The organism is uncultured Tateyamaria sp. (genome assembly GCF_947488715.1).
GTDB lineage: Bacteria > Pseudomonadota > Alphaproteobacteria > Rhodobacterales > Rhodobacteraceae > Tateyamaria.
This window is the reverse complement of sequence record NZ_CANLAG010000003.1, coordinates 256,848-282,530: the sequence shown is the minus strand read 5'-3', so window position 1 is coordinate 282,530 and position 25,683 is coordinate 256,848. Positions and strand designations below refer to the sequence as shown.

24 protein-coding genes are annotated in these 25,683 nt (G+C 63.3%); 15 read left to right on the top strand and 9 right to left on the bottom strand.

Annotation, left to right across the window (positions count from 1 at the left end):
* Positions 1-2 precede the first annotated feature (2 nt).
* The gene (gene tcuA / locus Q0936_RS09285; RefSeq protein ID WP_299294435.1) at positions 3-1,475 is read right to left on the bottom strand and encodes an FAD-dependent tricarballylate dehydrogenase TcuA; all 1,473 of its coding nucleotides are present in this window, start codon (positions 1,473-1,475) and stop codon (positions 3-5) included.
* A 62-nt stretch (positions 1,476-1,537) separates the two neighbouring features.
* Between tcuA and Q0936_RS09280 the strand changes: the two genes are divergently transcribed.
* Positions 1,538-2,173: a GntR family transcriptional regulator gene (locus tag Q0936_RS09280; protein WP_299141608.1), complete on the top strand. Its 636-nt coding sequence runs from the start codon at positions 1,538-1,540 to the stop codon at positions 2,171-2,173.
* Entirely contained in the window at positions 2,170-3,195 is a 1,026-nt protein-coding gene (locus Q0936_RS09275; protein WP_299294437.1) for an AbrB family transcriptional regulator, read from the top strand. The genes Q0936_RS09280 and Q0936_RS09275 overlap by 4 nt, the downstream gene beginning before the upstream one ends.
* Here Q0936_RS09275 and Q0936_RS09270 read toward each other — a convergent pair.
* The 3 genes from Q0936_RS09270 to Q0936_RS09260 are packed head-to-tail and all read right to left on the bottom strand — an operon-like array spanning position 3,176 to position 5,045.
* The gene (locus Q0936_RS09270; RefSeq protein WP_299294439.1) at positions 3,176-4,141 is read right to left on the bottom strand and encodes a D-2-hydroxyacid dehydrogenase family protein; all 966 of its coding nucleotides are present in this window, start codon (positions 4,139-4,141) and stop codon (positions 3,176-3,178) included. The genes Q0936_RS09275 and Q0936_RS09270 overlap by 20 nt on opposite strands.
* The gene (locus Q0936_RS09265) at positions 4,138-4,380 is read right to left on the bottom strand and encodes a hypothetical protein (protein WP_299294441.1); all 243 of its coding nucleotides are present in this window, start codon (positions 4,378-4,380) and stop codon (positions 4,138-4,140) included. The genes Q0936_RS09270 and Q0936_RS09265 overlap by 4 nt, the downstream gene beginning before the upstream one ends.
* A gap of 53 nt (positions 4,381-4,433) precedes the next feature.
* Complete coding sequence (locus Q0936_RS09260; protein WP_299294443.1) at positions 4,434-5,045, bottom strand: TetR/AcrR family transcriptional regulator; 612 nt, start codon at positions 5,043-5,045, stop codon at positions 4,434-4,436.
* Between the two features lie 106 nt (positions 5,046-5,151).
* Here Q0936_RS09260 and Q0936_RS09255 point away from each other — a divergent pair, with 106 nt between their 5' ends.
* The 10 genes from Q0936_RS09255 to Q0936_RS09210 all read left to right on the top strand — a co-directional run bounded on the left by Q0936_RS09255 (position 5,152) and on the right by Q0936_RS09210 (position 18,054).
* Positions 5,152-6,318: an efflux RND transporter periplasmic adaptor subunit gene (locus tag Q0936_RS09255; protein WP_299294445.1), complete on the top strand. Its 1,167-nt coding sequence runs from the start codon at positions 5,152-5,154 to the stop codon at positions 6,316-6,318.
* Complete coding sequence (locus Q0936_RS09250; protein WP_299141621.1) at positions 6,318-9,461, top strand: efflux RND transporter permease subunit; 3,144 nt, start codon at positions 6,318-6,320, stop codon at positions 9,459-9,461. Before Q0936_RS09255 ends, Q0936_RS09250 begins: the two co-directional genes overlap by 1 nt.
* A gap of 137 nt (positions 9,462-9,598) precedes the next feature.
* Entirely contained in the window at positions 9,599-11,176 is a 1,578-nt protein-coding gene (locus Q0936_RS09245; protein ID WP_299294447.1) for an ABC transporter substrate-binding protein, read from the top strand.
* A 103-nt stretch (positions 11,177-11,279) separates the two neighbouring features.
* Positions 11,280-12,839, top strand: a complete 1,560-nt coding sequence (locus Q0936_RS09240) for an ABC transporter substrate-binding protein (RefSeq protein WP_299294449.1) — start codon at positions 11,280-11,282, stop codon at positions 12,837-12,839.
* Between the two features lie 82 nt (positions 12,840-12,921).
* On the top strand, positions 12,922-13,692 hold the full coding sequence (locus Q0936_RS09235) for a class I SAM-dependent methyltransferase (RefSeq protein ID WP_299294451.1): 771 nt from the start codon (positions 12,922-12,924) through the stop codon (positions 13,690-13,692).
* Between the two features lie 77 nt (positions 13,693-13,769).
* Entirely contained in the window at positions 13,770-14,750 is a 981-nt protein-coding gene (locus Q0936_RS09230) for an ABC transporter permease (RefSeq protein ID WP_299141625.1), read from the top strand.
* A 1-nt stretch (position 14,751) separates the two neighbouring features.
* Positions 14,752-15,693: an ABC transporter permease gene (locus Q0936_RS09225; RefSeq protein ID WP_299141626.1), complete on the top strand. Its 942-nt coding sequence runs from the start codon at positions 14,752-14,754 to the stop codon at positions 15,691-15,693.
* Entirely contained in the window at positions 15,693-16,115 is a 423-nt protein-coding gene (locus tag Q0936_RS09220; protein ID WP_299294453.1) for a hypothetical protein, read from the top strand. Before Q0936_RS09225 ends, Q0936_RS09220 begins: the two co-directional genes overlap by 1 nt.
* Positions 16,112-17,092, top strand: a complete 981-nt coding sequence (locus tag Q0936_RS09215; RefSeq protein WP_299294455.1) for an ABC transporter ATP-binding protein — start codon at positions 16,112-16,114, stop codon at positions 17,090-17,092. Before Q0936_RS09220 ends, Q0936_RS09215 begins: the two co-directional genes overlap by 4 nt.
* Positions 17,092-18,054, top strand: coding sequence for an oligopeptide/dipeptide ABC transporter ATP-binding protein (locus Q0936_RS09210; protein WP_299294457.1), 963 nt, complete (start codon positions 17,092-17,094; stop codon positions 18,052-18,054). Before Q0936_RS09215 ends, Q0936_RS09210 begins: the two co-directional genes overlap by 1 nt.
* Before the next feature lie 12 nt (positions 18,055-18,066).
* Here the strand turns inward: Q0936_RS09210 and Q0936_RS09205 are convergent, their stop codons facing one another.
* From Q0936_RS09205 to Q0936_RS09185, 5 genes are all read right to left on the bottom strand, one after another.
* Positions 18,067-19,284, bottom strand: coding sequence for an MFS transporter (locus tag Q0936_RS09205; protein WP_299294459.1), 1,218 nt, complete (start codon positions 19,282-19,284; stop codon positions 18,067-18,069).
* Positions 19,285-19,630: 346 nt separating this feature from the next.
* Positions 19,631-20,725 carry a patatin-like phospholipase family protein gene (locus Q0936_RS09200; RefSeq protein WP_299294461.1) on the bottom strand — a complete coding sequence of 365 codons (1,095 nt, stop codon included), beginning with the start codon at positions 20,723-20,725 and terminating at the stop codon, positions 19,631-19,633.
* An 11-nt stretch (positions 20,726-20,736) separates the two neighbouring features.
* On the bottom strand, positions 20,737-21,513 hold the full coding sequence (locus tag Q0936_RS09195) for a 3-hydroxybutyrate dehydrogenase (protein WP_299294463.1): 777 nt from the start codon (positions 21,511-21,513) through the stop codon (positions 20,737-20,739).
* Positions 21,514-21,702: 189 nt separating this feature from the next.
* Positions 21,703-22,506, bottom strand: a complete 804-nt coding sequence (locus tag Q0936_RS09190) for an N-acyl homoserine lactonase family protein (RefSeq protein ID WP_299294465.1) — start codon at positions 22,504-22,506, stop codon at positions 21,703-21,705.
* Positions 22,503-22,796 (bottom strand): putative quinol monooxygenase, encoded by a 294-nt coding sequence (locus tag Q0936_RS09185; protein ID WP_299294467.1) that lies wholly within the window; start codon positions 22,794-22,796, stop codon positions 22,503-22,505. Before Q0936_RS09185 ends, Q0936_RS09190 begins: the two co-directional genes overlap by 4 nt.
* A 130-nt stretch (positions 22,797-22,926) precedes the next feature.
* On the opposite strand from Q0936_RS09185, the gene Q0936_RS09180 reads away from it, so the two are divergent.
* Genes Q0936_RS09180 through Q0936_RS09170 form a run of 3 tightly spaced genes read left to right on the top strand, consistent with a single transcriptional unit; the run spans position 22,927 to position 25,681 of the window.
* Entirely contained in the window at positions 22,927-24,003 is a 1,077-nt protein-coding gene (locus tag Q0936_RS09180) for an isocitrate/isopropylmalate family dehydrogenase (protein ID WP_299294469.1), read from the top strand.
* Positions 24,000-25,019: a Gfo/Idh/MocA family oxidoreductase gene (locus Q0936_RS09175; protein ID WP_299294471.1), complete on the top strand. Its 1,020-nt coding sequence runs from the start codon at positions 24,000-24,002 to the stop codon at positions 25,017-25,019. Before Q0936_RS09180 ends, Q0936_RS09175 begins: the two co-directional genes overlap by 4 nt.
* Positions 25,019-25,681 (top strand): GntR family transcriptional regulator, encoded by a 663-nt coding sequence (locus Q0936_RS09170; protein WP_299141642.1) that lies wholly within the window; start codon positions 25,019-25,021, stop codon positions 25,679-25,681. Before Q0936_RS09175 ends, Q0936_RS09170 begins: the two co-directional genes overlap by 1 nt.
* Positions 25,682-25,683: the final 2 nt, after the last annotated feature.

Sequence of the window (25,683 nt, the reverse complement as noted above, 5' to 3'; positions counted from 1 at the left end):
GGTCAGCCGCCCTGCGCCGCACCGGCACCCGCCTGACGACCAAAAACAGCGCCCGAGGTGAGGCCCGAACCACCTGGATAACCGTTGTAAAACACGCCGCCCACCATCTCACCACAGGCATAAAGACCGGGGATCGCAGCCTCGGACGTGTCCAGCACCGCACCGGTCTGATCGACCTTGAGACCGCCATAGGAAAAGGTGATGCCACCCGTCACCGGATAGGCGCGAAACGGCCCCTCATTCAGACGCTGCGCCCAGTTCGATTTGGCCAATGCCAGCCCTGTTGTCCCTTTTCCGTCCAACGCAGTTGGGTCAAACGGCGTGCTCTCGTCCACGGCGTCATTATACGCCTCTAGCGTCGCAGCCGCCGCCGCAGGGTCCACACCGTCCAGCAGCGGGATCAAATCGGCCAACGTATCCGCGCTGACGAAATGCGCGTCCTCGAACGTGTATTCCTCATAGAGTAGGTCAAACACCTTGGCGTCAAAGATCTGCCAGGCGAAATGACCCGGCTGTTCCAACACCGCACGCCCGAACTGCGCATAAGTGTAGTTGCGGAAATTGATCCCCTCATCCACAAACCGCTCGCCCCGTGCGTTCAGCATCACGCCGAGAAAGTAGCAAATCTTGCGATAGTTCTTGCGCGCACCATGGGGGATTTCGAGGTTCCCATAGTCGGCCATGTGCAGGTCCATCGGCGTCGCATGACAGCCACCAAAGAACCCGTATTCCTGCGCGCCCGCCGCCAGCGCCATGGTCAATCCGTCACCAGTGTTGAGCGGTGTGCCGCGCACTTTGGCCTTGGTCCAATCCGCGCCAATGTAGCTGGCCCGCATCTCGGCGTTTGCTTCGAAACCGCCGCAGGCCAGGATGACCGCATCAGCGCGTATCTCTTCGGATCCGACCATGACCCCCGCGACGCGGCCGTTCTCGTGGATCAGATCGGTGACGGCCGCCTCGTACCTGATTTTGCCGCCAAGCCGCTGAAACGCCGCCATTTCCATATCAAACAGGCCCACGCCCTCGTTCGCCGCCGCGAGCGTCAGCCCGCCCCAAAACACGTGACGGCCGTCTTTCTCGAAACTCTGACGGCTGTAGATCGGATCGAATTTGACACCATGACCCGCCAGCCACGTCATCGTATCACCCGAACGCGCGATCAGAACCTCTTGCTCGGGCGACAACGGGCGGCCATCGTTGAACCCCAACAGATCATGCGCAAAGGCGTCGGCAGTGTAGCTGCCGAACTCGGTCACAGGCAGCCGGTCATCCTCGGGATCCCGCAGCAACGGTATCAAGTCGGCATTGCCGTCATAGGCAAAGCGCATCGCACCCGCCGTATACTTGGTGTTGCCACCGGCAAGTGCCTCATCGCCCTTTTCCAGCATGAGCACACGCGCCCCCGCTTCCAGCGCGGCGATCCCCGCGCACAGGGCCGCATTCCCCGATCCGACAACAACAACAGACTTTGACATGGCGTTTCTCCTCAGCTAGGTACGCCTTGTATCCAAGCGGATACAAAATACAAGGACAGATTATGCCAACCAGTGACATGTCCCAGGGCGAAGCCGCCTATGCCCGCCTTTTGACCGCGATCCGATCCGGAGAATTCAAGCCGGGCGACCGGTTGCGTGAAACGGATGTGGCGACGCGGCTAGACCTGTCGCGCACGCCCGTGCGCGAGGCGCTGCGGCGGCTCGAAGCGGACGGTATCGTCGAACACCGGCCCCGTCTGGGTGCGGTGATCCGCAGGCTCAGTCACGGCGAACTGGTGGAGCTTTATGAGATGCGCATCGTGCTGGAACGCACAGCGGCGCAGATGGCAGCAAAACATGCCGCCGCCGCTGAAATTGACGCCCTGCGCGACCTCAACACCCAGATCGCGGCGAGCGCTCCGGCCCGCGCCGCCGCTCTCAATCAGGACTTTCACCGGGGCATCTACCTCGGCACCCGCAACCGGTTCCTGCTGGACAGCGCGCGCGCGCTCAACAACGCGCTGATGCTGATGGGGCCAACCACTCTGGACGACGCCGATCGCATCGCCGTGGTCACCGCCCAACATGCCGATATCCTCGACGCCATAGAGGCTGGCGACGAACGCGCGGCAGGGGACGCCGCCGAGGCGCATCTGCAAACATCCCTACGGCATCGTTTGCGGATCCTGGGCCAATGATCCCCGTCCTGCTGACCTTTGGCATTGCCGGAATTGGGGTCGCGGTATTTCACGCGGCGGGCCTGCCACTGCCATGGTTGCTGGGGCCAATTTTCGCGTGCCTTGCCAGCGCCCTGATCGGGGTTCGCATGCAGGGGATTAAACCGGTGAACGAGGCCATGCGCACCGTTTTGGGTGTCGCCGTTGGGGCCACCTTTACGCCTATCATTCTGGCCTCGATGACGGGGATGTGGCCAACCCTTTTGATGATCCCCCTGATGATCGCGGTGATCGGCCTGATCGGTGTTCCCTATTTTCAGCGCGTATGGAGCTATGATTTTGTCACCAGCTACTATGCCACCATGCCCGGCGGCCTTCAGGATATGCTGGTCTTTGGCGAAGAGGCCGGCGGCAATCCGCGGACGCTTTCGCTGATCCACGCCACGCGGGTCCTCGTCATTGTCGTCGCTCTGCCGTTCATCCTGCAAGGTCTGTGGCAAGCCGACCTCAGCAACCCGCCCGGCGCGCCCGCGTCCAGCATCCCACCGCTACAATTGCTGCTGATGCTGGGATGCGCATTCGTCGGCTGGCAGGGGGCCAAGGCCGTGGGCATGTTCGGCGCGTCCATCCTCGGACCTTTGATTGTCGCCGCCGCCTGCGCACTGGCCGGTCTGCTGCACCACCGCCCCCCAGCCGAAGCGATCTGGGCGGCACAGTTTTTTATCGGCATGACCGTCGGGGTGAAATACACCGGCATCACCATGACCGAGGTGCGCCGCGATCTGGTCGCCGGTCTGGGGTTTTGCGGTATCCTGATCGTGCTGACGCTGATCTTTGTCGAACTGGTCTATACCACCGGCCTCGCACCGGGGATGGAGGCGCTTTTGGCCTTTGCCCCCGGCGGACAGGCCGAACTGACGGTGCTGGCGTTGATCGTGGGCGCGGACGTGGCGTTTGTCATTGCGCACCACGTCCTGCGCATCTTTGTCGTGATCCTCGGCGCGCCGCTCTTTGCCCGATTGTTCAACCAACCTCGGGGTTGATGACATGGATCGGCGCCCCGGCCGCAAAGGCGTTCACCTGATCGAAGATGTCAGAAAACTGCAGGTCAAATTCGTCTTCGGTGACATAGCCGATATGGGGCGTGGCCAGTACATTGGGGTGTGTCGCGAGGATATTGTCGGCATCAACCATCGGTTCGCTGTCGAACACATCGACGGCTGCATAGATGCGTCCGCGCGCGATCTCGGCCTCAAGCACACCCGGCGCAATCAACCCCGAGCGCGACGTATTGACCAACAGCGCGCGCGGCGACATGGCGGCCAGATCGTCCGCCGTGATGATGCCTCGCGTCGCAGGCTTCAGCCGGACATGCAGGCTGATGATGTCACTGGTGGCAAAGAAATCTGCGCGGCTCTGCGCAACCTGTTGACCGTCCGCCGCCGCGCGTGCGCGCCCCTCTTCCGACGCCCACCACTGCACATTCATCCCAATCGCCTGCGCATAACCCGCAACCGCGTTGGCAATGCGCCCATAGCCATAAAGCCCAAGCGTCCGCCCGCGCAGTGTCCGACCCACGCCCATCTGCCACTGGCCCGCCTGCAACGACGCCGCCTGCTGCGGGATTTGCCGGTAATGGGCCAGCATCAACGCCAGCGTCATTTCAGCCGCCGCATAAGACGGCGCGCCTGCATGCATGTTCGAACACAGCATCACATCGTTGCGCGTACAGGCCGCGACATCCACATGCGGATAAACGCTGCGTTGGCTGACAAGCTTGAGGTTCGGCAACTGGTCCAGCAACGGCGCCCCGATCTGCGTGCGTTCACGAAACAACACAAGGCACTCGGCCTCGCGAACACGCACGGCAAGCGCATCCGGATCAGGCTCGTGATCCGTCCAAACGGTGACATCATGGCCCGCCAGCTTTTCGAAACACGGCAGGGACCGCAGCGTGTCAAACCAGTCGTCGAGGATATGAACCTTCACCGGCTTTCAATCCGACTGTCAGCCGAGGGCATGCGTGGCGTTGGAATAAAGACAGAGGCATTCAATTGTTCCAGTGCCTCGGTCACGCGCGTGCGCTCCGCCAAAAGGTGGTTGAACTGCGCATCACAGCCGGAAATGGGCGTCGGATAGCTGCGGATTTCCTGGCCCAGTAGGCGCCGCGCCGACATCAATTCCGCCCGCGCCGCGATCATGCATGCTGCGTAACTGTCTTCGATCATGGCCAGCCCTTTCGAAAATGTATACCATAGTATACCGAAAGTGCGCACCCGAATCAATCCCGCATGATGCGGTCCGAGATGTCGACCATCAGCGCGTGTTCCTGCTCGGGCGTCAGGTCCAGATCATTCTTGCCGTCGATCTCAAGAAAGGCATGCCCGTGCACAAACATATGCAGCATATGGGCACGACGCGATATTTCCTGTTCGTCCGTGCCTTTGGGCAGAACCAAACGGACCTCGCGCCGCACGATTTCGGCGCAGGCGTCGCCGCGTTCCTTGATCTCCTGATCGCCCTCATGGCTGTCGGTCAGACCAAACATCAAACGAAAGACGCCCGGCTCGGTCCGCGCAAAATTCGAATAACATGTGCCCAGCGCTGTGATCGGCCCCAGAACGGTGCCACGCGCACCCAGTGCTGCGGCATCCATCTGGTCGCGCATCCGGTCGATTCCGGCCAAGGCAACCGCGCGCACAATCTCATTCCGGTCGTGGAAATGCTTGTAGGGGGCTGCCGAACTCACGCCCGCACGCCGCGCCGCCTCAGAGATCGAAAACCCGTCAGCGCCCTTTTCTTCGACCAAAACCCGAACAGTTTCAACAAGATGCGCGCGCAAATCACCGTGGTGATACTGCCCACGCCCTGCTGGTTTTGTGTCCTGCTCCAACTTTTTTTGCCTTTTTTGCGCCACCGCACTTGTCAAAGTAAGTGGCTATTACATATCTCGGTCCAGTAAGTAAGCACCACTCACTTTATGTCAAGGAGCGGCACGGATGACCCAAGGACGCGACAAGGATACACCCAAACTTCCCATTTGGAAGCGCGCCTTGCGCCGTGGGCTGACGATGACCGGAACAGCATCTGTCATCGCCGTGGCTGCCGGTGCTGTCTGGTTGGGCAGCACCACATTGGCCACCCGTGCCGCCGCCGTTGACGCCCCACCGCCTGCGCCCACCTCCACTGTCGCGGCCCTGCGCATCAGCCCAAGCCAGGACATGACCGTCACCCGTCAGTTCCACGGTCAGGTCGAGGCGGCCCAGAACGTATCCCTGAGTTTCGAGCAGAGCGGTCGTCTCAACGTCCTGACAGTGGACGAAGGCGACCGCGTCACCGCCGGGCAGGTCGTGGCCCGGCTCGACACCCGCATCCTTGACGCTGAAATGGTCCGCCTTGAGGCATCTCGCGCATCGCTTGAGGCGCAGGCCGAACTGTCCCGCCGCACCACCAAACGGCAAACAGAACTGCGCGCACGGGGTCACGTGTCGGATCAGGCCGTGGACAATGTCGCGTTGAACCTCGCCGCGCTGAACGCACAAATCGCCGAGGTCGACGCCGCCATCACCCGCATCACCGTAGAACTCAGCCAGACGGAAATGACAGCGCCGTTTGACGGCACGATCGGCGCGCGCCACGTGGATGCCGGTGCCGTTATGTCCGTTGGCGCGCCCGTCATCGACATCCGGGAAACGGCCAAACCGCTCTTTCGCGTGGGCATCGACCCCAAACTGGCCAACCGCGTCGACACCGCCGACGCCCGCATCACCATAGACGGCACCGCCTATCCCGCCCGCTTTGTCGGTTTCCGCCCGGACCTTGATGCCCAGACCCGCACCCGCACGGCCCTGTTCGAGATCGACGCCGACACCCCCGCCTTCCTGACATCCGGCACGCTCGAATTGCGCGCCCGGATCGAGCAGAGCGGATATGCCGTGCCTCTGCGCGCGCTGCGTGACGGGGTGCGCGGGCTGTGGACGGTTCTTGTCCTGTCACCCGGTGACGACGGACTCGCGACGGTCGATGCCGCCGCAGTCGAGGTCATGCAGATCGAAGGCGACACCGCCTATGTGCGCGGCACCCTGAACGGCACGGCATTGATCCTGCCTGACGGCACACACCGCGTTGTCCCCGGCGACCGCGTGCGCCTGAGCGGAGACAACTGATGGAAACGCTCACCTTCCGCCAACCCCGCCTTGTTGCCCTCGCGCTCCTGGTCATCATCGCGGCGGGTCTGTCCTCGCTCCTGGCCATCGGCCGTCAGGAAGACCCCACAATCACCAACCTCTTCGGCACTGTCACGACCGTGGTGCCCGGCGCCGATCCCGCACGGGTCGAAGCACTGGTAACCCAACCCATCGAAGACTCACTGCGCGAAGTTTCCGAAGTCGACGTGATCCAAAGCACGTCGTCCACCGGGGTCTCCATCGTCTCGGTCGAGCTGGGCGTCACCGTGCCCGACACCCGCATCGAAGAGGTCTGGGCCGAGATCCGCGACGATCTTGTGGACCTCGCGGCCACTCTGCCCGCCGATGCGCTTGCACCCGAATTTGACACCGACGGCGGCAGCGCCTTTGCGGCCATTGCCGCCCTGTCTGCGGAACCCGGCGTGCCGACAACAATCCTGGGCCGCTACGCCCGCGACCTCGCGCAGGACTTGCGCAACATCCCCGGCACCGAACTGGTGGAACTGTTTGGCGCACCCGAGGACGAGGTGCTGGTCACCCTTGATCCCGTGGCCACCGCGTCGCTGGGCCTGACGGCTGCGGACATCTCGCGCGCGATTGCCGCAGGTGACGCCAAGGGCCCCGCAGGCCGGGTGCGCCCCGCAGGCTCCGATCTGCTGATCTCGGTCGCTGGCGAAGTCGAAGCCCTCGACCGGCTGGGCGACATCGTCATCCGGCGTTCCGATACGGGCGTGGTGACCTACCTGTCACAAGTGGCAGACATCACCCGCGGCCCGCGCCTGCCATTGGGCGAGGCATCGATCTACAACGGCAAACCCGCCGTCCTGCTGGGGGCCAAGCTGGAAAGCGGCCTGCAAGTGGACGTTTGGGCCGCCTTTGTGCGCGCGGAAATTGAGGCCTATCAGGCCACCATGCCCACCGGCGTGTCTCTGGATCTCACCTTTGACCAATCCCGTTATACCGCTGACCGGCTGGCCGAAGTGGGGCTCAACATGGCCATCGGCGTCAGCCTCGTTGTGGGCGTCCTGCTCCTCACACTTGGGCTGAGGTCGGCGATGATCGTGGCGCTGATCCTGCCGGTCGTAACCCTGGCCACGCTCTTCACAATGAATTTCATCGGCCTCGCCATCCACCAGATGAGCGTCACAGGCCTGATCGTTGCGCTGGGTCTGCTGGTGGATGCAGGCATCGTGATGACGGACGAAGTGGGCCAGCGGCTGGAAAAGGGCGTGTCCCGGCTCAAGGCCGCAGGTCAGTCGGTCAAACGCCTGTTCGCACCCCTGCTCGCGTCGACCGTGACCACGGCGCTGTCCTTTACGCCGCTCATCCTGTTGCCGGGGCCTGCGGGGGATTTCGTCGGCTCCATCGCCATTGCCGTGGTCATCATGCTGGGCTGGTCCTTTGTGATCGCGATCACGCTGACCCCCGCCATCGCCGGTCACCTGCTGCCTGCAGGTGGCGCGCGGGGCGGCATCAGGGGTGGCGCACTGGCACGCGCCTTTGCGGCAACGCTGCGCTGGTCGGTCAACAACCCGCTGCGCTCGGTTGCGTTGGCGCTGGTCTTGCCAATCACCGGTTTCGCGTCCATGCCCACACTGACGGCACAGTTCTTTCCCGGCGTGGACCGGGACCAGTTCTATATCGAGGTGGATCTCGCCCCCGGCGCAGGCATCGCAGACACACAAGACGTCGTGGCGCGACTGAACGATCGGTTGATCTCGGATGATCGGATCAGCCAGATCATGTGGACCATCGGCCGTTCCGGCCCGTCCTTCTACTACAACATCGTCGGCGCGCGCGACAACGCGCCCGGCCACGCGCAGGCGCTGCTGACCACCCAATCCCCCGACGCAACCGAAGCCGTCCTGCGCGACCTCCAGGCCACCCTCGCCACCACAGCACCAGAGGCCCAAATCCTCGTGCGCGGCCTCGTGCAAGGCCCGCCGGTCAATGCCCCGGTGGAAATTCGCCTCGTGGGCAACGATCTGGCCGCACTGCGCGAAACCGGCGACAACGTGCGCCGCATCATGTCCGAAGTTGACGCCGTCGTGGTGACACGCGGCACCATCGGCGGTGGCGCACCCAAGGCCGTGGTGACCGTGAACGAAGCCCAGGCGCAATTGCTAGGCCTCGATCTGGGCCAGATCGCCAATCAGTTGCAAGCCGGTCTCGAAGGGGTCACCGGCGGCTCCATGGTCGAAGGCGACGAAGAGCTGCCCATTCGCGTGCGCCTCGGTGACACCACCCGCGGCTCGCTTCAGGCCATCCGCGACTTGCCCATCCTGCGCCCGGATGCGCAGACGCTGGCCGCATCAGGCCGTTGGCCTGCCCTGCCCCTGTCGGCGGTGTCCACCATCGACCTGCAACCCGCCGCCAGCAGCATCACCCGCCGCAACGGCGAACGGGTGAACACGGTGCAGGCGTTCATCCTGCGCGATGTCCTGCCCGAAGAGGCGCTGGCCCAGGTTCAGACCGCACTGGCGGCAGAGGGCTTTGCCGTTCCAAACGGCATGCGCTTGGAACTGGGCGGCGACAGCGACGCGCGCGCGGACACCCTGTCGGACCTACTGGCCTCACTCGGCCTGATCGTGACACTGTCCATCGCGGCCATCGCGCTCACCTTCAACAGCTTCCGCCTCACGGCTGTGGTGCTGGTGGTGTCGGGCCTGTCGGCCGGGTTGTCGATACTGGCACTGGCGATCTTTCAATACCCCTTCGGGATCAACGCCATCATCGGCGTGATCGGCTCCATCGGCGTATCGATCAACGCGGCCATCATCATCCTGACCGGCCTGCAAGAGGACGACGCCGCAGCCTCCGGCGACCGGGACGCGATGGTGGACGTGGTCATGGGCTCCAGCCGCCACATCATCTCGACCACGATTACTACATTCGGCGGCTTCCTCCCGCTCATCCTCGCAGGCGGCGGGTTCTGGCCCCCCTTTGCCATGTCCGTTGCGGGTGGCGTCCTGCTGTCCACCGTGGTCAGCTTCTACTTCACCCCGCCTGTCTTTGCACTGATCCACCGGGTCCGCACACCGCAAACGCAACCGGACGCGGACAACAGCGACCTCGATGCGCCCTTTGTGCTGCACCCGCCCTTCAGCCAGGCGGCTGAGTAAACGCACGCCCCAATCAACTGCCTTGAAATCAAGCGCCGCCCACTCAGGCGAGGGCGGCGTTTTTGCGTACCACCTTGCCAATTCGCGCGCCGTGGCCAACACTCGCCCATAGATTGATAAAAAATGGGGAGACCAAAATGAAAATCACGTCATTGCTTTCTGCTGCCCTGCTGTTGTCCAGCACCGCGCTGGTCAGTGCAGAAACCCTGAAATGGGCGCGCGCAGGCGATTCGCTTACGCTCGACCCACATGCCCAGAACGAAGGGCCCACAAGCACTCTGGCGCACCAGATCATGGAACCGCTGGTCATGCGCGACCATTCCGGCGCGCTTGTGCCTGCGCTGGCGACATCATGGGCGCCCTCGGCTGACAATCCCAACGTCTGGACGTTCACCCTGCGCGAAGGCGTGACCTACCACGACGGATCCGCCTTCAATGCCGAAGACGTCGTGTTCTCGCTGAACCGCGCGATGACACCCGACAGCGACTACAAAGAACTGCTGGCATCGGTCAAAGAGGTCCGCGCGGTTGGCGACTACACCATCGAGATCGAGACCGACGGCCCGAACCCGATCATGCCCAACAACCTGACCAACATGTTCATCATGGACAAAGGCTGGGCCGAGGCAAATGGCGCGGTCAAGGTTCAGGACTACGAAGGGGGCGAGGACACATTCGCCGCCAAAAACGCCAATGGCACCGGGGCCTACAAGCTCATCAGCCGCGAACCGGACGTGAAAACCGTGCTCGAGGCCTATGACGGTTATTGGGGCGCGGACGAGTTCCCGCTGGCTTACACGACGATCGAATACACGCCGATCCAGAACGCAGCGACGCGCGTGGCGGCGCTCTTGTCGGGCGAAGTCGACTTTATCCAGGATGTGCCGGTGCAGGACCTCGCACGCGTGGCCTCGACCGACGGTCTGGACGTACGCACGGCGCCGCAGAACCGGGTGATCTTCTTTGGTCTGAACGCAGGCGACGCCGATCTGGCCAATGACAATGTCGAGGGCAAGAACCCGCTGGCGGACGTCCGCGTGCGCCGCGCGATGTCTATGGCGATCAACCGTGACGCGATCAAACAGATCGTGATGCGCGGCCAAAGCCAACCGGCAGGCATGATCGCCCCGCCCTTCGTCAATGGCTGGGACGAAACCATGGACGCGTCCTCGACCACTGACATCGAAGGCGCCAAGGCCCTGATGGCCGAGGCAGGCTATGGTGACGGCTTCTCGATCCAGCTCGACTGCCCCAACGATCGCTATATCAACGACGAAGCGATCTGTCAGGCGTCCGTGGGCATGTTGGCCCAGATCGGGATCACCGTGAACCTCGATGCCAAGCCCAAGGCCCAGCACTTCCCGCTGCTCAGCAATCTGGAAACGGATTTCTACATGCTGGGCTGGGGTGTGCCGACCTACGATTCTGAGTACATCTTCAACTTCCTCGTGCATGGCCGGACGGACAAGTATGGCTCGTGGAACGCCACACGCTTTACCAACGACGCACTGAACGAAAAGATCGTGAGCCTCGCGGGCAACACCGATCTTGAGGCCCGCAACGCGGACATCGCGTCGATCTGGGAAGCGGTTCAGGAAGAGGCGATCTACATCCCGCTGCACCACCAGGTGCTGAACTGGGGGATGAAATCCAGCGTCGGCACCGTTGTCGAGGCCGAAGACTCGCCCAAGATCAAATATTTCGAGATCAACTAAACGTGATGGGGGCCGCACGTCGGCCCCCATTTGCCCCCGTATGCGCGCCGGGCGGTCTATCCTACAGTTCATTCACACCGACACCAACCCGAGGACCGCACAGATGATACGCGCCTTTTTGCTGGCCAGCACCGTTCTGGCCGCCCCTGCCTTTGCCGAAGAATTCCGCTGGGCCGAAACCACCGACCCCCAAACCATGGACCCGCATGCGGTGAACTCCGCTCCGGTTCTTGGCTTTCTCAACAACGTCTACGAGGGCCTCGTACGCCGCGGCAAAGACATGGCGATCGAGCCTGCACTTGCCACCGGCTGGGAACCGATCGGCGATGGCGATGGCTGGCGGTTCACCCTGCGCCAGGGCGTGACATTCCACGGCGGCGAGGCGTTCAACGCCGATGACGTGGTGTTTTCCTACCAACGCGCCAGCGACGAGGCGTCGGACACCCGCAGCTGGTTCGCGCCCGTCTCCGAGGTGGTCAAGGTCGACGACTACACCGTCGACATCATGACATCCGCGCCCAACCCGATCTTTCCCGACAGCATCGCCAACTGGATGATGATGGACAGCGGCTGGGCCGAGGCCAATGGCACGGCCCTGCCCGACAAGGAAAACGGCAACTTCGCCACGCTGAACACCAACGGCACTGGCGCCTTCATGGTTACCGCGCGAGAGCCCGGCCTGCGCACCGTGCTGGAACCCCATGCGGGCTGGTGGGATGAGGCGACGCACAACATCACCCGCGCCGAGCTGACCCCGATCCAGAACCCGGCGACGGCTGTGGCCGCCCTGCTGTCCGGCGACGTTGACCTGATCAACCCCGTGCCGATCCAGGACGCCGCACGTCTGGCCGGCAATGACGCCGTAAAGGTGATCCAGGGCATCGAGGCGCGCGTGATCATGCTGGGCTTCCCGCACGAAGCCGACGCGCTGAAGTATTCGGCCGAGACCACCGACGCCAACCCCTTTGCCGACGCCCGCGTACGCCGCGCCGTCGCACAAGCCGTGAACGTGCCCGCGATCCTGCAAACCATCATGCGCGGCAATGCCGAACCCGCCAGCCAGCTGGTCAGCCCCGCGATGCGCGGCTACTCCGCCGCTCTGGCTGATCGCCCGGCCTATGACCCCGAGGCCGCCAAGGCGCTGCTGGCCGAAGCAGGCTATGCCGACGGATTCTCGTTCGGCCTCAAATGCCCCAACGACCGCTACCTGAACGACGAAGCCGTCTGTCAGGCCGTCACGGGCATGTTGGCGCAAGTGGGCATCACTGCCGTGCTCGACGCGATGCCGGTCCAGAACTACTGGCCCGAACTGCGCGCCGACAACTACGACATGTACCTGCTAGGCTGGTCGCCGGGCACCTTCGACGCCGAACACCCAATCCGCTTCCTGGCCTCCACCCCGAACGAGGAAAAGAAACTGGGCTCGTGGAACTTTGGCGGGTTCTCCAACGCCCGTGTGGATGAATTGCTGCCCATGATCCAATCCGAGATCGACGACAGCAAACGCCAGGCGATGTTGGACGAAGTCACAGGCATCCTGCAGGACGAAGTGGCCTATGTGCCGATGTATGTCCAACCGCTGGTCTGGGGAGCAAAATCCAACGTGGACCTGACCCAACGTCCGGACAACTTCTTTATCCTGCGCTGGGTCACCGTGAACTGATCAACACCGTGGGCCTGAAAGACGGCCCACGGACCGCGTTCCATGCTAGACTGCCGCAAACGCAGCGCGGGATTTCACGGCCATGGAACGCAACTATCTCTCAATCAACACAGACATCTGGAACGAGGACGCGCCCAACTGGGTCGGCGTTGCCCACCGTCTCTGGGGTCTTGAGACGCCCGAATGGGGCACCTGGGGTAACTCCGAAACCACCGTCGCCATGCTGCCCGGCGATATGCAGGGGATGGATGCCGTCGAACTGGGCTGCGGCACGGGCTACGTGTCGTGGTGGATGCACAAACGCGGCGCGCGGGTAACAGCCATCGACATCTCGGCCGAGCAACTGGCAACCGCACGAAAACTCGCCACCGACCACGACGCCCCGATCACGTTCATCCACGGCAATGCCGAAGCCACCGGCCTGCCCGACGCCAGCTTTGACTTTGCCATCTCGGAATATGGCGCATCCATCTGGTGCCCGCCCGACACATGGCTGCGCGAGGCATGGCGCCTGCTGCGCCCCGGCGGGCGGCTGGTGTTCCTTGGCAACCACCCCCTGTCGCTGATCTGCGCACCGCTCGACGGATCCCCGGCGGACAACGCACTGCACCGCCCTTACCGCAACATGTGGGGCGCCGACTGGACCGAAGTAGAGTTTGAACCCACAGGCGTGTGCTTCAACCTGACGACCTCCGGCTGGATGGACCTCTTTGCCGAGATTGGATTTGCCGTCACCCGGTATCAGGAACTCTATGCGCCAGAGCATGCGGGCGGCACCCGCGCGGCCATTCCCGCCGACTGGGCCAAAGAGTACCCGGTCGAACATGTCTGGCACCTGCAAAAGCCAGAATAACGGCAGCGCACCCAATGGCGCGCAACACGCGCCGCTTTCCGCTTGACCCCACCCGCCCAGCGATATCTGCTGGGCAAATGCTCGCCTATGTCATCCAACGTGTTGCGCAATCCGCCCTGGTTCTGCTGGTCGTGGGCCTTGTCGCCTTTTCCATGTTCCGCTTTGTCGGCGATCCCATCGACAACATGCTAGGACAGGAACGCACGCAGGCCGATATCGAACGGCTGCGCGTGGTGCTGGGCCTCGATCAACCCTTTGTTGTGCAGTACTACAAGTTCCTCGAAGGCGCGGTGCAGGGCAATTTCGGCGTCAGCTATCGCCAGGGCCGCCCCGTCTCCGACATCCTGATCGAACGCGCGCCCGCCACGCTGGAACTCGCCGCGGTCAGCGGTTTTCTCGCCATTTCCATCGGCATCGGGCTGGGCGTGTTCACCGCCATCCGGCGCAACGGGATCGGCGCAAATGTCATCATGTCCGCCTCTCTCATAGGGGTGTCCCTGCCCACCTTCCTCATCGGGATATTGCTCATCTACCTGTTCTCGGTCGAACTGGGCTGGCTGCCCAGTTTCGGACGGGGTGAGACCGTCGACATAGGGGCCTGGTCCACCGGATTTCTGACCGCCTCGGGCCTCAAGGCCCTGATCCTGCCCTCCATCACACTGGGCCTCTACCAGATGACGCTGATCATGCGCCTGGTCCGGTCCGAAATGCTCGAGGTGCTGCGGCAGGACTATATCCGCTTTGCCCGCGCGCGCGGCCTGCGCGAACGGGCGGTCAACTTCCGCCATGCGCTGAAAAACACGCTGGTGCCGGTGATCACGGTGACGGGCCTGCAACTGGGCTCGATCATAGCCTTTGCCATCATCACTGAGACGGTGTTTCAGTGGCCGGGTGTGGGCCTCTTGTTCATCAACGCGATCCAGTTTGTCGATATCCCTGTCATGGCCGCCTACCTCATGCTGATCTCGGTCATGTTCGTCGGCATCAACCTGATCGTTGACCTGCTCTATTTCGCCATCGACCCGCGCCTGCGCGTGGACCGGACGGGGGGCCACTAAGATGACCGACATCACGCCACCCAAGGACCCGTCCCGCCTGTCCCTCGCGCTGCAATCGGACTTTGTCTACCAGTTCAAACGCTCGCCTGTCGCGGTGGTCAGCTTTGCCATCACCCTGATCCTCGTGCTTGGGGCCGTCTTTGCCCCGCTGATCGCGCCCTACAACCCGTTTGATCCGGCCTCGCTGAACCTGATGAACGGGTTCTCGCGCCCCATGACGCCCAATGCCTTCACCGGCGACAGCTTCTGGCTCGGCACCGATGACCAAGGGCGCGACGTGTTCTCCACCATCCTTTACGGGATGCGCATCTCGCTCTTTGTGGGGGCGGCGGCTGTGGCCTTTGCCATGGTGTTGGGCATCACGCTGGGCCTGCTTGCGGGCTATGTGGGCGGCTGGACCGAAACGATCATCATGCGCGTGGCGGATGTGCAGCTGACCTTCCCCTCGATCCTTGTGGCGATGCTGATCTTTGGCGTGGCCAAGGGTGTGACCCCGGTGGAATACCGCGACCAGATGGCGATCTGGGTGCTGATCATCGCCATCGGCCTGTCCGACTGGGTCCAGTTCGCCCGCGTCGTGCGCGGGGCCACACTGGTGGAAAAGAACAAGGAATACGTGGCCGCCGCCAAGCTGATCGGCCGCACAGGCCCCGCCATCATGGTGCGCCACATCCTGCCCAACGTGCTGTCACCCGTGCTGGTGATCGCCACCATCTCACTGGCGCTGGCCATCATCGCCGAAGCCACACTCAGCTTCCTCGGTGTCGGCGCGCCCCCCACACAACCCTCGCTGGGCACCCTGATCCGCATCGGCCAAGGGTTCCTGTTTTCGGGCGAGTGGTGGATCCTCCTGTTCCCCGCCGTGACGCTGCTGGCCCTCGCGCTCAGCGTCAACCTGCTGGGCGACTGGCTGCGCGACGCGCTGAACCCGAGGTTGCGGTGATGAGACCCAAGGTTCTATTGCTGATTGCAACACTGGTTCACCCGTCTGCACTTGCTGCGCAGCAACCCATCCCCGAATGGGATCCGCGTGGCGCTGTTTGGTGCACCTATGTCATCACAGCCATGCTTGGCAAAGTGCAAGAAACGTGTCTACCCAACCACGCCACAGCCAGGGCATCGCTGGCGGACAGCTTGGCCAAGCATCGCGCTTTTGTTCGGCGCAACACAAGCGAGACAAGAGCATCCTTGGCGGCGTTCGAGGCGCAGCAAACCGACTTGCAGGGCACCAGTTGCCAGACACTCGAAACTGAAGGCTGGTTGCGCATGGTCGAAGACATCGAAAGCGACCCGATGTCCTATCGCGCCGAGATAGACGAGATTCTCTCGGTGGACCGCAAGCCTCTTTGGAACCCGTGCCTATGACCACCCCCACCCTCTCCATCCGCGACCTTACCGTCGACATCCCCACCCGGCACGGCGTGCTGCGGCCCGTCAACGGTGTCTCCTACGACATCGCGCCCGGTGAAATCCTGGGCGTCGTGGGCGAATCCGGCGCGGGCAAGTCCATGGCGGGCAATGCGGTGATCGGCCTGCTCAATCCGCCCGCCCATATCGCCTCTGGGGAAATCCACCTCAACGGCACCCGCATCGACCACCTCAAGGGCGACGCCATGCGCAGGCTCCGGGGCAAGGATATCGGGATGGTCTTTCAGGACCCGCTGACCTCGCTCAACCCACTGCTGAAAATCGGTGACCAATTGACCGAAACCATGCTCGCCCACCTCGACATCTCGGCCCAGGACGCGCGCCAAAGGGCCATCGCCGCGCTGGAAGAGGTCGGCATCCCCGGCGCCTCCCAGCGCGTTGACAGCTATCCGCACGAGTTCTCCGGCGGCATGCGACAGCGGGTGGTCATTGCGCTGGCTCTGTGCGCGGAACCCAGCCTCATCATCGCCGATGAGCCGACCACCGCGCTTGATGTCTCCGTGCAGGCACAGATCATCGCTCTACTCAAGAAACTCTGCCGTGAACGTGGCACCGCCGTCATGCTGATCACCCACGACATGGGCGTGATCGCCGAGGCCGCCGACCGTGTCGCGGTGATGTACGCGGGCCAACTGGCCGAACTTGGCCCCGTGCGCGAGGTGCTGGCCGCCCCCGTGCACCCCTATACGGACGGGCTGATGGGCTCGACCCCGCTGGCCTCGCGCGGCAAGGACCGGCTGCACCAGATCCCCGGCGCGATGCCGCGGCTGGACGCACTGCCCACGGGCTGCGCCTTTCACCCGCGCTGCCCGCGTGCGCAGGACGATTGCAAGCAAGACTCCGGCCCACGGATCGCTGACGGCGCAGGGCGCGCCGCCTGTTTCCACCCCATCACGCGCGAGGCCGTCGCCTGATGCCCCTCGTCAACATCCGCAACCTCACCCGCATCTTCGACGTCTCCAAACCCTGGCTGAACCGGGTCATCGAACGCCGTCCCAAGGCGATGCTGACCGCTGTGTCGAACGTCTCCTTCGAGATCGAGGAAAAGACCGTCTATGCCCTCGTCGGCGAATCCGGGTCGGGCAAATCCACCATCGGCAAGATGCTGGTGGGCCTGCTGCCGCCCTCCGAAGGGGCCGTGGAAATCCGCGACATCGACCTTGCCCGCGAAACCGACGCGGCCAAGATCGACAGCATCCGCTCTGACATCCAGATGATCTTTCAGGACCCCTACGCCTCGCTCAACCCGCGTTGGCGGGTGCGTGACATCATCGCCGAACCCGTGGCCGCGCGCGGCGGTGACACCAAGAGGCTGGCCGAAAAGCTGCTGGAACAGGTGGGCCTTGCTGCCCGCGACGCAGGCAAGTTCCCGCACGAATTTTCAGGCGGCCAACGCCAGCGGATCTGCATCGCCCGCGCGCTGGCCTCCGAGCCCAAGCTGATCGTCTGCGACGAACCGACCAGCGCGCTCGACGTCAGCGTACAGGCACAGGTGCTCAACCTGATGAGCGACCTCAAGGACGAATTTGGCCTCACCTACCTCTTCATCAGCCACGACCTGACCGTTGTGCAGCACATGGCCGACCGCATCGGCGTGCTGTATCTGGGCCGCCTGGTCGAAGAGGCGGACCCCGACACGCTCTTTGATGCGCCCAAACACCCCTATACGCAAATGCTTCTGGCGGCTGCGCCGAAACTCGACGGGTTCGGGCGCGAAGTCACACCGCCCACTGGCGAAATCCCCGACCCGATCAACCCGCCGCCCGGCTGCGCCTACAACCCGCGCTGCCCGTTGGCGCAAGACATCTGCCGCACCACACGGCCCGAGCTGCGCCGCGTCGGCGACGCCCGCGTGGCCTGCCACATGGTCGACTGACGGCACCACCGCTCAGCGCGTCATGCGCAACGACAACACCCACGCCGCAACGGTCAGGGCGGCCAAGACGATCACCGACACCGACCACCCCTGCGCCTCGAACACCCGTCCGATGACAAAGGCCCCGGCGATCCCGCCCGCATAATAGCTGGCCAGATACAGCCCGTTGGCCGCAGCATGATCATGCGTCGCCGTGCGCCCGACATATCCCGTGGCCACCGATTGGGCGAAAAACAGACCCGCCCCAACCAAAGCCAAACCAAGCAGAAACAGCGCCAAAACCGGCATCAGCAGCAACACAAGTCCCACAAGAGATACCGCAATCGCACCGTGGAAACTGGCCCGCGCGCCGTAACGGCGCACCGATACCGCCGCCAGCGGCGTGGTGAAAATCGCAGGCACAAAAACGAAATAGACCAACCCGATGTACATCTGCGGCAAGGCAAAGGGGGCCTCGCTCAGGATGAAATTGGCATAGGTGAACGTGGCGACAAACACGAACAACAGGATAAATCCGATCCCGATCATCGCGACCAGACGCGCGTTGGTCAGGTGATCCTTCCACGCCGCAACAACCGACCCGGCATCCTGAGCCGCGCCATCCCGCGCCCCGTCCCGCCCGCCGATATAGAGGTATGCGGCCAACGCCCCGAACAAGTTCAACACGGCAAACCCGTAAAAGCTCTGGGCCAGCCCCAGATTGTCCGCCAAGCCCGAGGCCAAAAGACGCCCAAACAGGTTCGAGGCGACATTGCCGGTGATATAGGCCGCCATCGCGCCCCCCACAGCCGTCAGCGAACACTCCTCGCTGAGATAGGTCAGAGTCAGCGTGAACGCGGCGGACATGAACACGCCCTGCGCGATCCGCAGCATCGTAAAGGTGGTCAGATCCGGCTGTTGTGCCAATAGCATGGTCGGAATGCTCAACATCGCCAGACACATCCAGATGCCGCGTTTTCGATCGATCCGTCGGGCAAAGACGGCCACCACCAGCGATGCCAGCGCCATGCCTATGGTCGATGCGTTCACCGCAAAGCCCATCGCGGCCGGGCTCACCCCATAGGTCTGCACCAACACAGGCAGCAACGCTTGCGACCCAAACAGGTCGATCAACGTGAGAAAGGCAATCAACGCGATCATCGTGGACCTGCGGATCACCATCCGCCGATCCTCCGGCGTCTTGCTGGCCAGTTCGGGCGCGAGGCCCGTCATTTGCGCGGTCACGGCCATGATCTATGCTCCTTTTGCGTGTTGAACGGGCCGCGCCTCAACGGCGCTGGCACGGCGCGAAAACTGCTCACCCGGAACCAATGTGGCGCGGTCTTGCCACGCGCCCACGTCCTCGTTCCAAAGGTTAATATTTCCCAAACGCATCAGCGTAACACTCTGATTTTGAACACTTCCCAAATCTGTCCCCGCGGGGACACCCGCCAGAACGATCATGGCAGAACCCAAAAGACGCCCCGACGATCCCATGGTTTCATGCCCTACACGGGCGCCGCTATCTTGGGCAAAATCCCTGAGGTCGCGCGCCGCAATCGCGGGCCCGTGCATTCCGGTTCGGCCTGTCATCGGATCAATCCTTTCGGGATTTCAACTCAACCGCATTGCCCCCATGCGGGGCGCCAAAATCGTCAAACAGCGCACGCAGGTCCAGCGTGCTCTCTTTCTCGATCTGGTCGAAATGCGCGCCCAACCAGCGGTCCGCATGCGCCCGTCCCAGGTCGCGCAGATGGATCAGAAATGCCCATTCCGAGTTGAGCTTGGACGACGCATCCAGCGCCAGCATGTCGTCGCACCCGTCGATCATGTGCATGTTCATGCGCCTGTATTCGTTGTCCGACAGAGCGCCATCCTCGATCAACCGGTGGATCAGATCGATGGTGCGCAGATCGCGCAAGAGCGAGGCGTTGAACGTGATCTCATTCACACGGTTCTGGATGTCGCGCGCGCGGCGCGGCGTTCCAGGCCGCAACAGCGGGTTGATCTGGACAATCACGATATCCGACGACGGCGAATGATCGATGAACGGGAACAGCACCGGGTTCCCCATGAACCCCCCGTCCCAATAGGGCACCCCGTCAATCTCGACCGCCTTGAACATCGATGGCAAACACGCCGAGGCCATCACCACATCCAGCGTCACCTCTTCGCGGTGAAAGACGCGCGCGCGCCCCGTTTCCACATTGGTCGCCGAAATATAGAGACCCATGTCCGCACAGTTGGCGACCTTGTCAAAGTCGATGAACCCCTCAACCACGTCCCGCAACGGGTTCAACCCCATCGGGTTCAGGTCATAGGGCGAAGCCATGCGGCTCATCATGTCCATCATTGCGTAACCGGGATTGAGGTCGAGCGACCACGACCCCATCATCTTTTCAAACGGCGTGCGTTGGATCGGGCTGCCCTGGCCGGCCACGCTGACCGCGCGCCAAAAATCCTCGAGCGCCTGACGCGCGCCGGCGGCACCGGCGTCATACATGCCCTGCGTCGCCACAACGGCATTCATCGCCCCCGCCGAGGTGCCGCTGATCCCTTCGATCCACAGACGGTCCTCTTCGAACATGCGGTCCAGCACGCCCCAGGTGAACGCCCCATGCGACCCCCCGCCCTGCAGGGCGAGGTTGATCGACTTTTCGTGCCGCTTCGAACGGCCCTCAGCTTTGGACATCTCCGCCCCTCCTAATGCGCAACCCAGCCGCCATCGACGGGCAACGCGGTGCCGGTCATGGAGGCTGCGCCGTCAGAGGCGAGGAACGTGCACAGCGCGCCCAACTGTTCGACCGTCACGAATTCCTTGGTCGGTTGTGCCGCCAGCAGGACGTCGCGTTTCACTTCGTCTTCGGTGATGCCACGGGCCTTGGCCGTGTCGGGGATCTGTCCCTCGACCAGCGGCGTCAAGACATAGCCGGGGCAGACGGCGTTGACGGTCACGCCATCCTCTGCCGCCTCGAGTGCGACAGTCTTGGTCAGGCCGACGATGCCGTGTTTTGCGGTCACATAGGCCGACTTGAAAGGCGATGCCACAAGGCCGTGTGCCGAGGCCACGTTGATGATCCGGCCCCACTTGCGCGCCTTCATGCCCGGCAGGGCCGCGCGGATCGTGTGAAAGGCCGAGGACATGTTGATCGCGATGATTGCATCCCACTTGGCGAGCGGAAAGTCCTCAACCGGGGACACGTGTTGAATGCCCGCGTTGTTGACCAGAACGTCCACCGCACCAAACATGGTTTCGGTGGTGCGAATGAGGTCTTCGATCTCTTCGGGTTTGGTCATGTCTGCACCGTGATAGGCCACCGTGCCATCCGACACCGCGTCGAGGGCCGCGCGCGTCGCCTCGATTTCGTCGGCGTCGCCGAACCCGTTCAGCATGATGTTCATACCCTGCGCGGCAAAGGCTTCGGCAATGCCAAGCCCGATCCCGCTGGTCGATCCGGTGATGATTGCGGTGCGTGTCATGCTGTCCCTCTTTCGAATTGCTGCGGCGCGGAAAATCGCGACTGCACAACAGGTAGGCACGATGCGGCAATGCAGCAATGATGCAAGCCGCGCCCTCGCACCCACGTGACATTTCGGGGCAAGTGTTACGGGTTTTTCGGCATAAACACACCGTTTGCCCGGCTTTTGGGCAAACGGTCTTGGGCTTTGTTACATCGCAAAGTCGCGCACGGGGCCAACATCCAGCCGATGAATATGCGACGCCATCGCAGTGCCAAAATAGGTGCGCACCAGCGGATCATGGCCCGGCACAATCAGTTGCGGACGGCTGGCCAGACGCCGCAGCGTCGCAAAACCGTCCAGCATGTCCTGCAAATCCACCACGATGGGAAACGGCTTTTCCGCCGCGACGTTTTCGTAGAAATGCGCCGCATCCGAGGCCAGCACCATCCACCCCGCCTGTGTCCGGACCCGCACCGCCTGCAGCCCCCGCGAATGCCCACCGATGCAGTGCACCGTGACGCCATCAGCAATCTGGGCATCGCCGCCATAGAACGTGACCTTGCCCGCATAGAGCCGCTGGATCGCTTCGCAGATGTGGCCCGCCGTAAAGGGCATACGCAGCGTGTCGTGGCACATGCAGGGGCCAGTGGCATAGGCCATTTCAGCCGCTTGCAGGTGCAGCGTCGCGTTGGGAAACAGATGCAGCCCACCCGCATGGTCATAGTGCAGATGCGTGACGATGATCTCTGTCACATCCTCGGGTGTCAGGCCAAAGGGCGCCAGCGCCGCCCCCGGATCGAGCCGGATGGGGCGGTCGCGCGCGGCGGCCTCGGCGCTGTCATAGCCAGTGTCCACAAGGATCACCCGCCCCTGCCCCCGGATCAGCCACATGAAATAGTCCATGGCGTGCGGCGCGTCGTGGTTGTCGTCAAAGATAAAGCTGTCGGCCCGTGTCCGCGCGTTCCGGTCGGCGTATTTGATCGCGTAGACTTCCCAATCGGGGCTGGTCATTTGTCGACCCGTTCAAAGGTGCGCAGCGTCTTGTTGGCGACGAGGTCCGCGATCTTTGGACCTGTGGCGAGGTAGTGCGGCATCTGCTGGTGCGCCTCGAATGCAGCAAGATCGTCGTAGAGCTCATAAAGGAACACGGTGTCGGGCTGGGCACGATCCGTGCACACGTCGAATTGCTGGCACCCCGGCTCGTGCGCCACAGAGGCGCGGGCATTGGCGAGGATGTGAGGCATGAAGTCGTCGATCTTGCCCGGTTTGATGGCAAAGATGACGGTGACGGCGTAAGGCATCGTGCGGTGTCTTTCGGTTTTGCGCAAAAGGGCGCGGTTGGGAATTTACATGTGCATCCATTAATGTATACACAGACGCATACCGGATGGCGAGAGCTTTCCCAGTTTAACACCAAACGGAGCCGCGCCCATGAAAACCACCTATGAAATTGCCGTCTTTGAAGGCGACGGGATTGGCCCGGAGATCATGGCCCCAACGGTCGATTTGTTGCTGACATTGGCCGAACCTGCGTCCTATGCGTTGCGATTTGTGGATGCGCCTGCAGGGGCCGCGCATTATGCCCGCACCGGAGAGAGCTTTCCGACCGCGTCCATGGACACGGCGCGCGGGGCGGATGCAATCCTGTTGTCGGCCATGGGGTTGCCGGACGTGCGCTATCCCGATGGCACCGAAATCTCGCCACAGATCGACCTGCGCAAGGCACTGACGCTGTTTGCCGGGGTGCGCCCGGTGACGATCCGGCCCGGACACCCCACCCCGCTGGCCACTGACAAGCCGGTGGATTTCGTTCTGATCCGCGAAAGCACCGAGGGGCTGTTTCACACCCAGGGCCGGGGCGAGGTCACAGAGGACGAGGCCCGCGAGACGCTGCTGATCACCCGCGCCATTTCCGAGCCGCTGTTCAAGTTCGCCTTTGATCTGGCCAAGTCGCGCAAAGCGGCGGGGCGCGGACCGGGCAAGGTGACCTGTGTGGACAAGGCCAACGTATTCCGCGCCTTTGCCTTTTTCCGCGAGATGTTCGATGCCGAGGCCGCCAAACACCCCGATATCGCCGCCGATCACGCCTATGTGGACGCCACCGCGCTGTGGATGGTGGAACGCCCCTGGAGCTTTGACGTGATGGTGACCGAGAACATGTTCGGCGACATCCTGTCGGACCTTGGTGCGGGGTTGATGGGCGGGCTGGGGTTGGCCCCTTCGGCGGATATCGGGCACGATCATGCGGTGTTCCAACCCTGCCACGGATCGGCCCCCGACATTGCCGGGCAAGGTGTGGCGAACCCGATGGCGATGATCCTGTCGGCGGCGATGATGCTGGAATGGCTGGGTGGGCGGCATGACGCCCCCGAGCTGACCCGCGACGGCGTCCGGTTGCGCGAAGCGGTCGAGGCCGTGATCACCGCCGGTACCGTGCGCAGTCGTGATCTGGGCGGCACCGACGGCACAGCCGCCGTCGCGGCGGCCGTCAAGGCAGCGCTGGCATGACCCTGCGCGTGGCTTGTCTGGGGGCCGGCTATTTCAGCCAGTTCCACTATGACGCCTGGCACAGGATCGCGGATGCGCAGGTTGTTGGGGCCTGTGACCGGGACGCTGTGCGCGCGCAGGCAACCGGCGCGCCTGCCTTCACCGATCTGGCGCAGATGCTGACGGACACAACACCGGATCTGCTGGACATCATCCTGCCGCCCCCCGCACACGCCGAGGCCATCCGCACTGCGCTGGCGCATGGTGTGCGCTGGATCATCTGTCAAAAACCGTTCTGCACCGACATGGACGCGGCTCGCGCGATCGTGGCTGAGGCAGAGGCGGCAGGTGCCACGTTGATCGTGCACGAAAATTTCCGCTTTCAGCCCTGGTATCGCACCATCAAAGCGGCACTCGACGCAGGCCGGATCGGCACCGTGCTCAACGCGACATTCCGCTTGCGCCCCGGCGACGGTCAGGGGCCAAACGCCTATCTGGACCGCCAGCCCTATTTTCAGCAAATGCCCCGCTTTCTCATCCATGAAACGGCGGTGCATTGGGTCGATACGTTCCAGTACCTCTTTGGCCCTGCGACGCATGTCTATGCCGACCTGCGCCGCATCAACCCGGTGATCGCGGGCGAGGATGCGGGCCACGTGATCTTTGATCATGCCAGCGGGGTGCGGGCGCTGTTTGACGGCAATCGGCACCTCGACCACGTGGCCGACAACCTGCGCCGCACCATGGGTGAGGCCCGGATCGAAGGCACCGAGGGTGTGCTGGACCTGGGCGGTGACGGCGCGGTGACCCTGCGCGCGTTTGGGGCAAGCGCAGTGCAGACCCTGCGCGGGCCGGACACTTGGGATGGGTTTGGCGGCGACTGCGTGCACGCGCTGCAAAGCCACGTGGCGGCGGCATTTGCCGGGGAGGGTGCCCCCGAAAACACCGCGCGCGACTACCTGACTGTGATCGAGATCAAGGACGCCATATATGCCTCTGCGCAAGAGGGTCGGAAACTGGCGATTGGGGGGATGTGATGGGTGCAATGACAAATGTGGAACGGGCGATGTCGGCCCTGCGGCAGATGATCTTTGCCGGAGAACTCACACCCGGCTCGGACCACCTGGAAACCGAATTGGCCGAACGCCTTGGCATGTCCCGCACGCCGGTGCGCGAGGCCGCGCTGATGTTGCAGGCACAGGGGCTGGTCGAGATGCGCCCGCGCCGGGGCATCCGCATCAGCCCCGTTTCGGCGCAGGACATGAGCGACATTTACGACATCCTCACCGAACTGGAGAGCCTGGCCGCCGCCCGCGCCGCCGAGGCGGGTTATTCGGACACGGACCTTGAAACGCTGGCCAAGGCGATTGCGGACATGGATGCGGCACTGGACGCCGACGACCTGCGCGCCTGGGCCGATGCCGATGACCGGTTTCACCGCGAACTGGTGCGGCTGGGGCGCAACGCGCGGCTGAGCATGATCGTTTCCGTGATGCGCGATCAGGTGCGCCGCGCACGGGCCACCACCCTGTTCATCCGTCCCAAGCCCGCGAAATCAAACGCCGATCACCGCATCGTGCTGCAGGCCATTGCCGACGGGGATGTGAGCCGGGCGCATGACACGCACCACGCCCACCGGCGCGCGGCGCGGGATATGTTGGTGGCGCTGCTCGACAAGCACCAGTTTCACGGATTGTAGGT

What these genes read in the sequence shown, in the direction of transcription:
- Q0936_RS09200 (WP_299294461.1), bottom strand. Translation starts at nt 20,725, where the DNA reads ATGTCCAAAGCTGAGGGCCGTTCGAAGCGGCACGAAAAGTCGATCAAC.
- Q0936_RS09205 (WP_299294459.1), bottom strand. Translation starts at nt 19,284, where the DNA reads ATGGCCGTGACCGCGCAAATGACGGGCCTCGCGCCCGAACTGGCCAGC.
- Q0936_RS09280 (WP_299141608.1), top strand. Translation starts at nt 1,538, where the DNA reads ATGCCAACCAGTGACATGTCCCAGGGCGAAGCCGCCTATGCCCGCCTT.
- Q0936_RS09245 (WP_299294447.1), top strand. Translation starts at nt 9,599, where the DNA reads ATGAAAATCACGTCATTGCTTTCTGCTGCCCTGCTGTTGTCCAGCACC.
- Q0936_RS09255 (WP_299294445.1), top strand. Translation starts at nt 5,152, where the DNA reads ATGACCCAAGGACGCGACAAGGATACACCCAAACTTCCCATTTGGAAG.
- Q0936_RS09210 (WP_299294457.1), top strand. Translation starts at nt 17,092, where the DNA reads ATGCCCCTCGTCAACATCCGCAACCTCACCCGCATCTTCGACGTCTCC.
- Q0936_RS09185 (WP_299294467.1), bottom strand. Translation starts at nt 22,796, where the DNA reads ATGCCTTACGCCGTCACCGTCATCTTTGCCATCAAACCGGGCAAGATC.
- Q0936_RS09215 (WP_299294455.1), top strand. Translation starts at nt 16,112, where the DNA reads ATGACCACCCCCACCCTCTCCATCCGCGACCTTACCGTCGACATCCCC.
- Q0936_RS09220 (WP_299294453.1), top strand. Translation starts at nt 15,693, where the DNA reads ATGAGACCCAAGGTTCTATTGCTGATTGCAACACTGGTTCACCCGTCT.
- Q0936_RS09180 (WP_299294469.1), top strand. Translation starts at nt 22,927, where the DNA reads ATGAAAACCACCTATGAAATTGCCGTCTTTGAAGGCGACGGGATTGGC.
- Q0936_RS09190 (WP_299294465.1), bottom strand. Translation starts at nt 22,506, where the DNA reads ATGACCAGCCCCGATTGGGAAGTCTACGCGATCAAATACGCCGACCGG.
- Q0936_RS09240 (WP_299294449.1), top strand. Translation starts at nt 11,280, where the DNA reads ATGATACGCGCCTTTTTGCTGGCCAGCACCGTTCTGGCCGCCCCTGCC.
- Q0936_RS09275 (WP_299294437.1), top strand. Translation starts at nt 2,170, where the DNA reads ATGATCCCCGTCCTGCTGACCTTTGGCATTGCCGGAATTGGGGTCGCG.
- Q0936_RS09175 (WP_299294471.1), top strand. Translation starts at nt 24,000, where the DNA reads ATGACCCTGCGCGTGGCTTGTCTGGGGGCCGGCTATTTCAGCCAGTTC.
- tcuA (WP_299294435.1), bottom strand. Translation starts at nt 1,475, where the DNA reads ATGTCAAAGTCTGTTGTTGTTGTCGGATCGGGGAATGCGGCCCTGTGC.
- Q0936_RS09265 (WP_299294441.1), bottom strand. Translation starts at nt 4,380, where the DNA reads ATGATCGAAGACAGTTACGCAGCATGCATGATCGCGGCGCGGGCGGAA.
- Q0936_RS09195 (WP_299294463.1), bottom strand. Translation starts at nt 21,513, where the DNA reads ATGACACGCACCGCAATCATCACCGGATCGACCAGCGGGATCGGGCTT.
- Q0936_RS09225 (WP_299141626.1), top strand. Translation starts at nt 14,752, where the DNA reads ATGACCGACATCACGCCACCCAAGGACCCGTCCCGCCTGTCCCTCGCG.
- Q0936_RS09235 (WP_299294451.1), top strand. Translation starts at nt 12,922, where the DNA reads ATGGAACGCAACTATCTCTCAATCAACACAGACATCTGGAACGAGGAC.
- Q0936_RS09170 (WP_299141642.1), top strand. Translation starts at nt 25,019, where the DNA reads ATGGGTGCAATGACAAATGTGGAACGGGCGATGTCGGCCCTGCGGCAG.
- Q0936_RS09230 (WP_299141625.1), top strand. Translation starts at nt 13,770, where the DNA reads ATGCTCGCCTATGTCATCCAACGTGTTGCGCAATCCGCCCTGGTTCTG.
- Q0936_RS09250 (WP_299141621.1), top strand. Translation starts at nt 6,318, where the DNA reads ATGGAAACGCTCACCTTCCGCCAACCCCGCCTTGTTGCCCTCGCGCTC.